The sequence below is a fragment of the Sulfitobacter sp. genome, assembly GCF_041552635.1.
GTDB lineage: Bacteria > Pseudomonadota > Alphaproteobacteria > Rhodobacterales > Rhodobacteraceae > Sulfitobacter.
On sequence record NZ_JBFEKM010000125.1, the window covers coordinates 1 to 12,552 of the forward strand.

Genomic DNA, 12,552 nt, shown 5'->3' on the forward strand with positions numbered 1-12,552 from the left:
CGGCGCTCTGACCTGATACCGAAGCAATAGCCCACCAAAAGCATCCGGATCAGCAGCTCAGGATCAATCGATGGGCGGCCTGTGTGGCTGTAAAACTCGGACAGATACTGGCGGATGTCGCTCAGATCGACGAACCGGTCAATCGACCGCAGAAGATGATCTTGTGGAACGTGATCGTTCAGCGAGAACTCGTAAAACAGCGCCGCCTGTGCTTCCTGCTTCGGTCCCATCATCGCCAAATCCCCCGCATCCTTGCAAGAATTGAATCAGCGACGGCACCTCAAATCAACAAGAGTTTTTCAACAGAATTAGCCCAAATTCACGGATGCTGCGCGTTGCCTGAATGGCGGATTCCGGCATGACATTTTCAGTCAGCTCCTTGGAAGGCCGGGTTCTGTAGATTGGAGGCTTTCTCGCTGCGACACGGTTGCCCACCAGTCAGCGAGATTTTTGTGAGCCTTCAATGCACCAGCGCCCTCATCTGCCTGCACAAAATAGGCGATCATCGGTGCTAGGTGGCAGTCTGCGACCGTGAAACTCTGGCCGTCCAAGACGCGGCCCTCTTTTGCGATGTTGTTCAGTGCGCCCAATACGGTGTGAGACGCATCAATGCCCGCTGTGATTTCAGCTTCATCTGCAACCTCACCGACAGCGGGCCTAAAAACTCGATGGGAAAAAACCTGTCTGACCATGGGTCGATAACCGTAACTATCGATAATCGAGACGACCTGCGTAACGCGCGCCAGTGTCGCAGCTTCCGTTGGCATCAATTCTGGCCCCTCAAAAGCCGCATTGACGTACCGAGCTATTGCGGAAGTTTCAAATACATCAAACTTGCCATGGCTTAGGACAGGCACCCGTCCAAATGGATGCCGTTTGAGATATTCTTTCGGGACGTTGGCTGCGAAGGGATCAATTTCTTCAGTTCGATACTCGACACCCTTCTCGTGCAGCACTACTCGCGCGATACGATTGTAAACACTGTAGCGATAGCCGCGAAGAGTGACTGAAGATGCCATCTATGCCTCCTACCATAAAAATTGCCTGTGCAAAAAGCGGCCATAGAAAACTGAAGGTGCAACGGCAGCTTTGTCCGCACAGCCACCATTCGGCACCCTTCCAAAAACCCTCGTTTTTGGAACATGCGCACACCACCCCGATTGACGCTGCCACAAACCCCGTTCAAAACCAAACAAGTTGTTGAAGGTTTTTGGAAGGGTCATATCAGTGATCATCGGTTATGCACGTGTTTCGACAGAAGATCAGCGCCTTGATGCCCAGACTGCCGCCCTTGAGGCGATTGGCGCTGACCGCATTTTTGCAGAGAAAATCTCCGGCACCAAGAAGTCTCGCCCTGAGCTGGACCGCATGATTGAGCAGTTGCGGGACGGCGACGTGGTTGTCGTGACCAAGTATGACCGTCTCAGCCGATCCCTACAGGACCTCTTGAGCATCGTTGAGGCGGTAGGCGCAAAAGGTGCAGGGTTTCGGTCCTTAGCCGAGGACATCGACACCACGACACCAGCCGGACGGCTCGTCTTCCATGTCTTTGCCTCCATTGCCCAGTTTGAGCGCGAGCGGATATCCGAGCGAACTAAGGAAGGGCTTATCGCCGCCCGCAAGCGGGGACGCATTGGGGGCAGACCTTCCGCCCTGTCATCAGAGCGCCGCGCAGAAGTGGCGCGTATGCGCGATCACGAAGGCCGTGGTATTGCAGAGCTGGCACGTTTGTTCGAAGTAAGCCCGAACACCATTAGGCGGGCTTGACCTAGGAGTCCCCCCCTGCCCTGTTGGGCCGAGTTTGCCAAGGCAGTGCGAACATGAGACACTGTTGTAAACAACACCAACAGTGAACGATTGGATACCCCTATGACAACAGGCAAATATCTGACTTTAGGTGAGGCATCAAAAGAAACAGGGGTTCAGAAGTCAACTCTATCAAAAGCGCTGAAATCAGGGAAGTTATCGTACTTTGAGAAAACTTCGGCTGGGTATAAGATAGAACCATCAGAACTTTTCAGGATATACCCTAGGAAACCCCAAGTAACTGTGTCGGACACTGTTGTAAGCGAACGATTGGAAACTCCCGAAAGAAACCCTGATTTCATACGGTTACAGGTCGAAGTTGAACTACTACGCGAACGACTGACCGAAACACAGGAACAACGGGATAAGTGGCAAGCACAAGCTATGCAGTTGGCATTGCCAAAGCCTGAAATAGAGACAATAGGGCAGGGGGCCTCAACTCGATGGGTGCTATGGCCATTTAAGAAGTTGAAAAGCTGAACATCCACTAAGATTTTGAATAGTAGTTTTCACGACAAAAAAGATGCAGTGTGCGCCTATTAATCCTCGTACCGGCCCCGATGGTCACACAAACAAACCTTCAATTCAAAATTAAATGTAAAAGTTGACTACATGGCCAAGAAGACACCTCAGACCCGTTTCATTGATGCGCGGGACAAAATCATAGCCACATCCAAGGGACAGGAAGCAGCAATGTATGCTCCTTTACACACCCTTTTTGTTGAGGTTTTAGGCTACCCCTCAAAAGACGTGGATATTGACATCGCAGGTGCGCGTGGTCGCCCGGACCTCACGGTATTTGCGCCCGGTGCCATTGCAACAGCCAAAGTGCCGTGGATCGTCTTGGAAGCGAAAGACGCACATGGTGTGTGTCGTAATGAGACTCGCCGTGCCGCTCTTTTTGCGGAAAAAAGCAAATACATCACCGCTGATACAGCTTGGTTCGTCATGGTCGACCCCACCACCCTTGTCGCCCGCCCAGCGGACCAAGGCGAAAACGCCGCCACCGATATCGTTCTCGACCTTGCCAAACTCACTTACGACGAGTTTCTCGACCGCCTCGCGGCGCTAAAAGCTGAAGTCGCCGGTGTTCCGCAGCGCCTCACGCGGTTTCGGGAGGGCGACTTGAGCTTAATCGACAGGGACGCTCTCACCGGCAGCGGTGATACACTGGCAGAAAGTATCGCTCGCAATGCTTTTTACGATGGCTTGGAAGATACCACACGCCAGCTCCAAGCCGCCACACTTTCAGCACTGACGGCAATCCGCGCCGACCGAAACCGCCTCGAAACCGAAGTGGCGGCGTTCTCCGACCGCTTTCATGGCCATGTGTTCAAGCCGTATCCGGTCTCGGTCGAAGGGCATCCGAAAGGCCGTGAGGAAACCATCGAACATGGGCGGGCGGCGCACATGCTGAACAGAAGTCTCGCAGCCAATCCCGCGCTTGCCAGACTTACACTGTCGGCTCTTCCTGCTTTTGCCGAGCGAACCGGGATCGACGCCGCCAAGGAAGCCGATAAGCTGGATAGGTTTTTTGCCACGGAAACCGCGAACCTCATCCTCGCCCGCATCTTGCTGATCCGGTTCTTAGAGGGACATTCGTTCTTCGATCTTGCGACCCCCGATGGGCCTAAATTGCGTCGTTACCTCTGCAACGGCGGTGTCGCCGCGTTCCAAGGTATGCGGGATTACTTCAACGCCCACTACACCCGCTTGCTGGAAGACGCTTATCGGCAGGGTGCTTTGGTCTATGCTGCCGCTTTTCGTGAAACCGAACACGACTGGGTGCTCGACCTTGCCGACGACACACTCTCGCGCACCATCGAGTGGGCAATGTTCCGGTTCGCTCGCTTCGATTTCACCACCATCCGCGGAGACATCCTCACAGGCATCTATGACCGCTTTCTCGATCCTGCACAGCGCAAGGCCCAAGGCGAATACTACTCGCCGCCCTCCATCGCACGCTACATGCTCGACCGCCTCGATCTCTCCCCAGAGGATACCATCCTTGATCCCGCGTGTGGCTCAGGCACGTTTCTGATCGAGCGTTATCAGCAAGCTGTTGGCGAAGATGCGGACCGGGGCCTTGCCACTTATGCGGATGCTTGTGCCGTGATCGAGCGCACGGCAGGAAACGATCTCAATCCGTTTTCAGCCGTCCTCACCCAGATCCAGCTCCTGTTCCATTTGCTGTCCTTCGGACCACAAGTCCGCAATGAAGGCTTTCCTGCAATTCGCGTTGCCGAACGCGCCAACAGTCTTGTTCCCACCAGCCTGCGCGACCAGAGCACCACCCGATGGGGCGACATTGACGTGCCGGGCTACGCCGCCGTAGTTGGCAACCCACCCTACCTTCGCCCCGAACGCGGCCAACCACTGGACGACGCTGCACAAGCGCATTTCGAGCAGCCGATTACCGTGAACGGCGTGGCCCACGATGGCATTTCTACCGGTCGGGATGCCTACAACCTGTTCATCTACCGCGCTCTGCACGACTGGCTCGAGCCCGCCGCCGGATCAACCGAGGAAGGCGCCGAAGATGCAGCCGAACCCCGCCCCGGAAAACTCGCCTTCATCCTCCCACTTGGCTTTTGTGCTGCCGAGAAGTCTGCCGATCTGCGCCGCCTCTTCGCCCCAAGCGGGCGCTGGACCATTACCGAGATCGTGGACATGGAACTGATCTGGCGACACGTCTTCGACGCGCGCGTCCTTCCGATGATCCTCTTTGCCGAAGCACGTGCCCCTCGCGACACTGACAGCGTAATCGTTCGTAACGCAGACGCTTCATCTGTGGTCCCATCACCAGTTGAACGTTCGGCACGACCCACCTTTGACCTCGACGCCGCACCCGAAGCTATAATAGCCTATGCAGACCTTTTTACGCCCGAAGGTCGCATTGCCACCCGGATGACGCCAGAACGTGCGCCTATCGTTCGCAAGCTCCGTGCGCTGTCTCCGTTGTCATCCATTGCGAAACGCTATTGGACCCGCCGTAAGGGCGGCTTTCAGGCTGTAGATGTAAAGCCAAAAGGCGTCGGGGAAGCGCAGTGGGAAGAACAGCGCATGATTACCTACGGGGCAGCGCGGCGCGGCACAGGATCGGAAGGTTCGCCAAATGGTCTCGATGTCTACAAAGGAGAGAACATCCGAACGGCTGGTATTGTCGGCACTCCGGTGTTTCAGAAGCTCGATGTCTGGAACCTCTCAAGCCCCTCGGTCTGGCACAATGAACTGCGCAACCTGCTGCCTGATCAAATGTGGTGTTTACCCAAAATAGAACAGGTGCCTGTCGCCGCACCGTTTGATCCGAAGACGACCGCAATCATGAACTCGGCTACAGTGATCGGGCTAAGGCCCGATCTGGAGTCCTTCCCCCTAGACATACTGCTGACCTCTCGTGTTTACGGCTGGATCACGCTGCTGTCGCTGCGCTCCTCCTATCAAGACATGCTTCGCGGCGACATGTATCCCTCTACCATTGGCAACCTGCCGTGGTCCGAAGATCTTGTGGTAGCAGAGGCCGCGCTAGAAGCCTTGCGTGATCCCTTCCTCAACGCCTGTCGCGCCCGTTTCGATGCCGCCGAAGAACTGGATCGGCAGGCGGCAACGCTAGCACTCATACCACTCAAAACCGCGTTCAAAACCCATGCTGCAAAGACCGAAAAGCTTGTTCCTTCCGCTGCTTTTGACGACGGCGAGGCAGTTCTCATAACCCTCCAACCGGAAGACCCAAACGATCCGCTGACAGTGGCCCTCTCGGAAGACGGCCATTCCGTGCCGATGCCGACGCCTCTCCTCGCCACCCGACTGCGGCTCGGGCTGGCCCTGGCCCAGGCCAAGGGTGTGGAAATCACAAAAGGCACTTTGCCGACGCTCTCCGTGCCGGAAGACGCCGCCGCCGAAGCCGCGCTTTCGGCACTGCTTGCGCGCCTTGATCCCTTAGCTGTCGAGATCGAAGTTGAAGCCCGCGTGGATGAAATTGACCAAGTGGTCGGCACCGCCTTAGGGCTGACCTCCGACGAGATTGCTTTCGTTCAAACCGACATGCGCGACGATCCGTTCCTTAGCCGCGTCCGGCCCCGATATCCATTTTTCACCCCGGCACAACGCGGACGGCGAACTTCTTTGGAAAGCAGCTCCCGATATGAATGAAGGCTATGAAACGTCGCGCACGTTTGCCGCGATGCGCACAAGCTTTCTGAACCCATACCGCTTCAAGCTTCATCAGCCCCGAGTGCATCGGCATATGCCTCAGGCCATTTTCAGGAGTAATTATTTATGGCAGTCTCTGGCAACGAAGTAAAAATTCTTCATATGTATGCCAAAGGAGTAATGGACCGCGCAGATCACCACGCAGGTGAGGTTAAAGGGGTGGCTCTCGCCCTTCTCGGCGGCATTATCTGGCGGGGTGACCCCGGCACAATCGCAATCAAGCAATACGATGGAAACCTCGCAAATGTGTTGTGGGTTGAAATTGAGGGCAACCGCTATGCCTTTGCCTTCAATCACGACACTAACGAAATCGAGATTCGCGACCGAACTCAATCAGGCCCTCCGCTGCACAGCTTTACAAATAAAACGCCTGTATCAGATGTTGAGGCGGTGTTTCGCAAGTTGTGACTTTTTCAACAAACGCCGAAAAGGCATCAGTTTCCGGCTTCAAGCAAATCCCGGGCCTCAATGTTCAAAGCAGCAGCTAGCCGCGCAATGTTATCGACAGAAATGTTCTGCTCGGACCGCTCGACGGCACTGAGATAGGTGCGATTGAGTCCGCTCTCCAAAGCAAGCCGCTCCTGCGACCAGCCACGCTCGGCGCGGTGGAGCCGCAGGTTGCGGGCGAGTACATCGCGAAGCTGGCTTTTTGGCGTTCTTTTCACATCTGGAAAAGGCGCGATTGTTGGTTATAACTCTACCTGTTTTAAGATACATTCGCAGTGACCTTAATAAGGTCACTGAGTGTAATTCTACGACGGTGAAGGTGCTTGCGATGTTTGATACTGTAACGCAGAGATTTGATCTGCTCATAGGTGACGTATGGGTTCAGGATAGCGACAAAGAGTGGGCTAAAGATTTCAAAAAACAGATGGCTGATCGAGGGTTTACCATGGTGAACGGGCTGATGGTCAGCGTGACTTTAGTTGATCCCGATCAAAGCAGTCCCATAGCAATCACCATAGTCCCCGTCGCGCGGCGGCTTTCTCCTATCAAAAGAGAGCCAAGATCGCGTGAGGAAGCTGAACAGGCGGAATTTATGGAGTATCGGGCATTTTTCGGCCCTAAAGCCGGGTTCAAATGGGGTTCTCATATCGTCAACGGAATAATCGGAAACAACCGCGGGAAAGTGCCTGAGAAATGGGCTGCTGCGACTACCCAGAACGATAACTGAAATGGATGTTTTGAGGCCCTATGGTCAGGCTTGAAACCGCCCTCTCCATATGTTACATGTAACGAAAGGAGAATTCCATGCCGACACCAGTTTCAGAACGCGTTCAGAAGCGCCGCGATACCCTGCGGGCCGCAGGGCTGCGTCCTGTTCAAATTTGGGTGCCTGACACCCGCCGTCCAGGCTTTGCCGCAGAGTGCCGCCGTCAGGCGGCTCTGGTCGCGCAGGCAGACCAGCACGACGCGGACCTATCAGATTTCATGGACGCCGCTGTTGCTGACCTGGATGAGTGGAAGTGAGGCGCGGTGATCTGGTGACGGTCGCCTTGCAGGGCGACTACGGAAAACCACGCCCTGCGCTTATCATTCAGGCTGACCAGTTTGCCGATCTGGGGTCGGTGGTGATTTTGCCCATCACGTCCACGCTAGTCGATGCGCCGTTGTTGCGCCCCACGGTGGAGCCATCGTCTGACAACGGGTTGCGCAAGGCATCGCAGATCATGCTGGACAAACCCATGACAGTGAAAGCCGATAAGATCGGAGCCGCCTTCGGCCACCTCGATGACGCCTCCATGGTCAGCGTGAACAGATCGCTGGCGCTGGTTCTGGGGCTGGCAGGATGACCGTGCCTGAAACGCCAAACGCCCCCCGCAGTGAAGTGGGTAACACCGACATTGATAAACGAGCTGACAGGATCAAGCGCCTGCAATCCCGTGTTGAAGCCCTCGGCCCGGTCGATCCCAACTTTGATATGAAGGTCTTCACAGACGAACTCTGGGACGAGGAGTCTCCATGAAACAGAATGACCGCATCACCACATCTCTCGACCGGATAGCAGACCGACTGGCCCACCTTGAGAAGACCGCAGGAACAATCTGGGATATTCGCCTTGCCATGGCCCTGTCCAACATCGGACTGACCGCTCTGGCCGCGCTGATCCTGTGGGTGGTCCTGTGACGCCTCGCCCTGTCGCCACATAGCGCCGGGCGGTAAAACCCCTTCCGACATCGCCAGCCATAAGGCAGGGGAGGACGGGGTTTGCGGTAGCCCTCGTCATTGAGAAAATGTGCAGCCTTGCTTCCTTGGAAGCCGAGCGATAATTGGGACGCAGGACAAATTGTCTAGTGAGTGCACATTTTCTTAATGATGGGGGCTACGATGGTAAACGCTGTGGATGCCGTGATGGGCAAGATCGAACCCGATCAGCGTAAAAACGGCGGATCACTTCGCCCGCCCAAGGGATCACGCAGCTTCGCCATCTTACGGGTCGGCAAGATCAGCGGCATGGGCAAGGTTGCCGCCGCCGCCCAGCACAACCTTCGGGAACGCGACACCGCCAATGCCCGACCCGAGGATCGCGACCGCAACATTCATCTGGCGGGTGCAAAAACAACCGACGAGCTGATGAAGCTCTGGCAGGAACGCGCACCTGAGAAGATCCGCAAGAATGCGGTCCATGCCCTCGAATACATTGTGACAGCCTCCCCCGAAAAAATGGCCGCAATGGGTCAGACCAAAAGCGAGGACTACCTGCGCGATGCCTTGACCTGGCTGGAAGCCAAACACGGGGCAGAAAACATCTTGTCTGCTATGATCCACAACGATGAGACCACACCGCACTTGCAGGTGATGCTGATCCCCATAGACGAGCGTGGCAAGTTGAACGCGCGTGGGCTTGTCGGTGGCAAGGCCCAGCTCTCCGCGATGCAGACCGATTTTGCTGAACGGGTGGGCCGCAAGCACGGGCTGGATCGCGGGATCGAACGGTCAAACGCGCGGCATGAAACCATCAAAAGCTTTTACGGACGGGCCGAGGCTGTCGAGAACCTCTCCTTTGACCTCCCAGAGCGCGCCACAGGGCGTCTTGGTGTCTTTGGTAGGGAAACGGCCGCTGAACACCACGAACGGCTCTCACAGACCTACACAGAGAACCTCAAGACCGTCACAGTCGGATTTGGAGAGGAGCTGGATGAAAAAACCCGTCAATTGGAGAATAAAGCCTACGAGATGGACGACCTCCGCCTCCAGCTGGCAGACACTAAGCTGAAACTTGAAGCGAGTGAGGCAGAACACGGGATCGAACGCGATAGGCGGTACTTGCTGGAGTTTGCACACGCGGTGGCCGACTATGAAGGCAATGATCGGCAAGATCATATCGCCCGTTTTCAAAAAAACTACTTGGCCAAATGCGCCCACCTTCCCGAAGAAACCCGTGGAATCGTGGACGGGATGCTGGAAGGCATGGGCGCGAAGGGTTTTTGGCACATTGAGCAGGATCGCTTGGCCGAAGAACGTAAAGTCAGCGACCGTGCGGAAGCTGCCGAGAAAGCCCATGTATCACATGCCATCGAGCGCCTTGGTGCCTGGGAAGACCGTAGCCCTGACGAATATGATCTGGCGGACACCGCCGAAGGCACCCGCGAGGTTCTGGGGTTGTTGCGGGAAGCGACGACGGATGCGCAATACGAGCGTTTCCGCAACGGTGATATACAGGCCATCTCGCACATCACGGACAAGCCCCTGTTTGCGGCCCAGCTCTTGGGGATCGTCGAGTATGACAACTTCGCAAAAGGCTATGAGACGTCCAGCGAAACTAAAAACCTCATGTCTGATGCCCGCGATCTGCTCAGGAACCACTTCCCTGATGATCGTGAGCGGGACTACGAGAACGAGCGGTAGCCCCCCTTAAACCAATCCATATTCACCAAAAAAGCGCGGAGCGCCTTCTTGTTCTAATGTTCTATAAGTTCAGGGCGATTAAGCCATTGTTTACAAAACATCTTTGCCTTTTGAGGCTAGGAATCCAGCCACTTAAGCTAGGAATCCAGCCGTTGAGGCTAGGAATCCAGCCGCTTAAGCTAGTTTACCAATCAGATTTCCTAGCCTATTAACTAGACATGGGAAAAACAACGCAAGTGGCGGCTGATCGCGCCTACGATCAAACTAAAACTGTGCTGCCTGCTGAGGTAGCACAGGGCGTATATATGCAAAATGCGCCAGGTCTTGCGGCGCTCAAACTGATGCATCTTATGATAGGTACGGCAGGTGGCCGCATGGCTGATGATGTCCAACATACGATAACTCTCTCTGATATTCGAAAAATTGACGGCATGGACAATCATACTCGGGCATCCATCACCCCGCTTTTTGCGGAATTGGCCGCAGCCGTTTTGATCCACGACGATACCGAGAAAAAACGTGTGAGAATTGGTGGGATGGTCGATGATGCGGAGATTGATTATCGCGAAGAAAATACCACCGGACATTTGGTCGTGTCTTGGTATTTTGGCCGCACCTTCCGACGTATGGCGCAGGATTCAAACCACTGGGCAATCCTCGATCGGCAGGCAGTGTTCCATCTGGGTAGCAAATATTCAGTGCTGCTTTTCCAGCACATCGCCAGCTTGCAAAACCTTAAACACAAGACGAGCAAACGGTTCACTGTGAGCGAACTTCGGGCTGTGTTTGGGATACCCGAAGGGAAGTTAACAAGGTTCTCGAATTTCAATACATGGGCCATCAAGGCGGCTGTGGATGAGATAAATAGCGACCTTACACGGCTGCACCTGACGGTGAACTATCACAAGGCTGGCCGGACTGTGGTGGAGGTCGAGATAGCTTGGGAAGTCAAAGCAGACCTCACGAAAGTGAAGAACGAGTTGGGTCGCCCCAAAGTAGGCCGAAAAGCACGGCGGGATGGCACAGCGGAAACGCCCGTAACGGCCTTCCCTGACTTTGGAAGCGTCAAGGACAGCCAGCCATGGGACCGGATCGCACGGGACAATGCACCACGCATCGACGGACGGCATGTGCCAGACCTGCGCAAGCTGGCTGATACGTTCCGCAAATGGTGTGGCGAGAAGTCGATCCCGTTGGATGGCCCTTCTATCGAGAAAACTTTCACGACATGGTGCAAGAGCTATTCAGCACGATAGACCGTTCAAAAACGGTCGTTTTTGAACAGTCTGTGCAAGCGCAGCGAAAGTCGGCTGTGAGCCGATTCTGTGGAAAAACAACGTGCTGCTGTCGCAGAAAGCCTGGTCTGAATGAGCACGCAAACGCCTTTCCTATCAGGCTTTGCGCATTTGCTGCGGTGCGGGAAAGATCTTGGCCAATTTGCGGAGGTTTTGAGCGGTTGCGGCGAGTAGGAATTCATCATTTGCGCCGCATGGTCCACGTAATCGCAATCGTCCCAATCCGAGAATGCGTTTTAGGTGGGCGAAGAGCATCTCGACCTTTTTGCGGAGCCGCATTGAGATTTTGTATTGCTTGGTTTTGGCAATGTCGCGGGCAACCTGACGGGCGTCTTCGTGTTCTTCGCGCGTGATCTTTCGAGCATCAGCATTCGGGCAACACTGCATCTTCGATGGGCAGGCTTGGCAGGTGTGCTTCAGCGCCTGATACTTGGCGACGCCTTTGCCAGTCGGGCCACGGTTCGGGTCCGAGTAATTGCGCCGGAACTGCTTCAAAGGCTCGCCCTCTGGGCAGATGTATTGGTTGTTTTCGGCGTCCCATTCAAAGTCGGCACGGCTCCAGGTGCCGTCGGTTCGACCGGCTTTGTCCAGAACCGGAATGTGGGGACTGATCTTACGATCAACCAGCCATCCAAGCATTGGCCCCGATCCATAAGCGCTATCTGCAATGAGGCGTTCGGGATCCAAATCATGCCGATGCTTGATCCTATCCAACATGGTGCGCACGGACCCAACTTCCGCCTGCCGGATTGACCTCGTTCCTTCGACGTCGACGATCACACTGTGATCGGTATCTATCAGATAGTTGGTGGAATAGGCAAAGAATGCCGGGCCTTTACGTGCCGCCGTCCATTGACTGGAGGGGTCAGAATGGGAGGTGAACTTGGGCTCAACCTCAGATGCTGCACCAAAGGCAGCGTCATCCAGCACGTTGAGATACTCGCGAACGGCGCGTGGTGCCTCCGTTGGATCAATGGCGCTGCGGTCCCAGTCTCCCTTTGGGGTAGAGTTCTGTTTGTTGGCGTCAGCTTCGATTAAGCTGGCATCTGCAGCAAGCCGTTGCCCACTCACCAAACCGTCAGCGATGCAGCGTGCGACAGTCTTTTCAAACAAGTGGCGCAGCAAAGCGCTATCACGGAAGCGCCCGTGCCGGTTCTTTGAGAAGGTGGAATGGTTGGGTATTGGATCAGACAGATCAAGGCGACAAAACCAACGATAGGCGAGGTTCAAATGCACTTCTTCGCACAACCGGCGCTCTGACCTGATACCGAAGCAATAGCCCACCAAAAGCATCCGGATCAGCAGCTCAGGATCAATCGATGGGCGGCCTGTGTGGCTGTAAAACTCGGACAGATACTGGCGGATGTCGCTCAGATCGACGAACCGGTCA

General features: G+C 55.3%; 15 protein-coding genes. 11 read left to right on the top strand and 4 right to left on the bottom strand.

Annotated elements, in window-relative coordinates; all coding sequences use genetic code 11:
• Both ABYT07_RS14440 and ABYT07_RS14445 read right to left on the bottom strand, forming a co-directional pair.
• Positions 1-233: transposase (locus ABYT07_RS14440; RefSeq protein ID WP_372992743.1), on the bottom strand; the 233-nt coding region annotated here is incomplete at its 3' end.
• A 138-nt stretch (positions 234-371) separates the two neighbouring features.
• Positions 372-1,019, bottom strand: coding sequence for a glutathione S-transferase family protein (locus tag ABYT07_RS14445; protein WP_372992744.1), 648 nt, complete (start codon positions 1,017-1,019; stop codon positions 372-374).
• Positions 1,020-1,227: 208 nt separating this feature from the next.
• On the opposite strand from ABYT07_RS14445, the gene ABYT07_RS14450 reads away from it, so the two are divergent.
• From ABYT07_RS14450 to ABYT07_RS14465, 4 genes are all read left to right on the top strand, one after another.
• Positions 1,228-1,767, top strand: coding sequence for a recombinase family protein (locus ABYT07_RS14450; protein WP_372992745.1), 540 nt, complete (start codon positions 1,228-1,230; stop codon positions 1,765-1,767).
• Positions 1,768-1,869: 102 nt separating this feature from the next.
• Entirely contained in the window at positions 1,870-2,286 is a 417-nt protein-coding gene (locus ABYT07_RS14455) for a hypothetical protein (RefSeq protein WP_372992746.1), read from the top strand.
• Positions 2,287-2,418: 132 nt separating this feature from the next.
• Positions 2,419-5,958 carry an N-6 DNA methylase gene (locus ABYT07_RS14460; RefSeq protein ID WP_372992747.1) on the top strand — a complete coding sequence of 1,180 codons (3,540 nt, stop codon included), beginning with the start codon at positions 2,419-2,421 and terminating at the stop codon, positions 5,956-5,958.
• A gap of 126 nt (positions 5,959-6,084) precedes the next feature.
• Positions 6,085-6,426, top strand: a complete 342-nt coding sequence (locus ABYT07_RS14465; protein ID WP_372992748.1) for a hypothetical protein — start codon at positions 6,085-6,087, stop codon at positions 6,424-6,426.
• A gap of 26 nt (positions 6,427-6,452) precedes the next feature.
• On the opposite strand, the gene ABYT07_RS14470 is transcribed toward ABYT07_RS14465, so the two are convergent.
• On the bottom strand, positions 6,453-6,683 hold the full coding sequence (locus ABYT07_RS14470) for a helix-turn-helix domain-containing protein (RefSeq protein ID WP_372992749.1): 231 nt from the start codon (positions 6,681-6,683) through the stop codon (positions 6,453-6,455).
• A 110-nt stretch (positions 6,684-6,793) separates the two neighbouring features.
• Here ABYT07_RS14470 and ABYT07_RS14475 point away from each other — a divergent pair, with 110 nt between their 5' ends.
• From ABYT07_RS14475 to ABYT07_RS14505, 7 genes are all read left to right on the top strand, one after another.
• Entirely contained in the window at positions 6,794-7,192 is a 399-nt protein-coding gene (locus ABYT07_RS14475) for a hypothetical protein (protein WP_372992750.1), read from the top strand.
• A 77-nt stretch (positions 7,193-7,269) separates the two neighbouring features.
• A complete protein-coding gene (locus ABYT07_RS14480; RefSeq protein WP_372992751.1) occupies positions 7,270-7,488 on the top strand; it encodes an antitoxin MazE family protein in 219 nt (72 codons plus the stop codon).
• Positions 7,485-7,811, top strand: coding sequence for a type II toxin-antitoxin system PemK/MazF family toxin (locus tag ABYT07_RS14485; RefSeq protein ID WP_372992752.1), 327 nt, complete (start codon positions 7,485-7,487; stop codon positions 7,809-7,811). Before ABYT07_RS14480 ends, ABYT07_RS14485 begins: the two co-directional genes overlap by 4 nt.
• The gene (locus ABYT07_RS14490) at positions 7,808-7,984 is read left to right on the top strand and encodes a hypothetical protein (protein ID WP_372992753.1); all 177 of its coding nucleotides are present in this window, start codon (positions 7,808-7,810) and stop codon (positions 7,982-7,984) included. The genes ABYT07_RS14485 and ABYT07_RS14490 overlap by 4 nt, the downstream gene beginning before the upstream one ends.
• A complete protein-coding gene (locus tag ABYT07_RS14495) occupies positions 7,981-8,145 on the top strand; it encodes a hypothetical protein (RefSeq protein ID WP_372992754.1) in 165 nt (54 codons plus the stop codon). Before ABYT07_RS14490 ends, ABYT07_RS14495 begins: the two co-directional genes overlap by 4 nt.
• A gap of 201 nt (positions 8,146-8,346) precedes the next feature.
• Positions 8,347-9,867: a MobV family relaxase gene (mobV, locus tag ABYT07_RS14500; protein WP_372992755.1), complete on the top strand. Its 1,521-nt coding sequence runs from the start codon at positions 8,347-8,349 to the stop codon at positions 9,865-9,867.
• Between the two features lie 218 nt (positions 9,868-10,085).
• Complete coding sequence (locus tag ABYT07_RS14505) at positions 10,086-11,123, top strand: replication initiation protein (protein WP_372992756.1); 1,038 nt, start codon at positions 10,086-10,088, stop codon at positions 11,121-11,123.
• Positions 11,124-11,258: 135 nt separating this feature from the next.
• Here the strand turns inward: ABYT07_RS14505 and ABYT07_RS14510 are convergent.
• On the bottom strand, positions 11,259-12,552 hold a 1,294-nt coding region (locus tag ABYT07_RS14510), incomplete at its 5' end, for an IS1182 family transposase (protein ID WP_372992757.1).

Excerpts from the sequence above, each read along its gene's own strand:
- ABYT07_RS14465 (WP_372992748.1), top strand. The coding sequence starts at position 6,085 with ATGGCAGTCTCTGGCAACGAAGTAAAAATTCTTCATATGTATGCCAAA.
- ABYT07_RS14455 (WP_372992746.1), top strand. The coding sequence starts at position 1,870 with ATGACAACAGGCAAATATCTGACTTTAGGTGAGGCATCAAAAGAAACA.
- mobV (WP_372992755.1), top strand. The coding sequence starts at position 8,347 with ATGGTAAACGCTGTGGATGCCGTGATGGGCAAGATCGAACCCGATCAG.
- ABYT07_RS14495 (WP_372992754.1), top strand. The coding sequence starts at position 7,981 with ATGAAACAGAATGACCGCATCACCACATCTCTCGACCGGATAGCAGAC.
- ABYT07_RS14480 (WP_372992751.1), top strand. The coding sequence starts at position 7,270 with ATGCCGACACCAGTTTCAGAACGCGTTCAGAAGCGCCGCGATACCCTG.
- ABYT07_RS14505 (WP_372992756.1), top strand. The coding sequence starts at position 10,086 with ATGGGAAAAACAACGCAAGTGGCGGCTGATCGCGCCTACGATCAAACT.
- ABYT07_RS14460 (WP_372992747.1), top strand. The coding sequence starts at position 2,419 with ATGGCCAAGAAGACACCTCAGACCCGTTTCATTGATGCGCGGGACAAA.
- ABYT07_RS14475 (WP_372992750.1), top strand. The coding sequence starts at position 6,794 with ATGTTTGATACTGTAACGCAGAGATTTGATCTGCTCATAGGTGACGTA.
- ABYT07_RS14490 (WP_372992753.1), top strand. The coding sequence starts at position 7,808 with ATGACCGTGCCTGAAACGCCAAACGCCCCCCGCAGTGAAGTGGGTAAC.
- ABYT07_RS14445 (WP_372992744.1), bottom strand. The coding sequence starts at position 1,019 with ATGGCATCTTCAGTCACTCTTCGCGGCTATCGCTACAGTGTTTACAAT.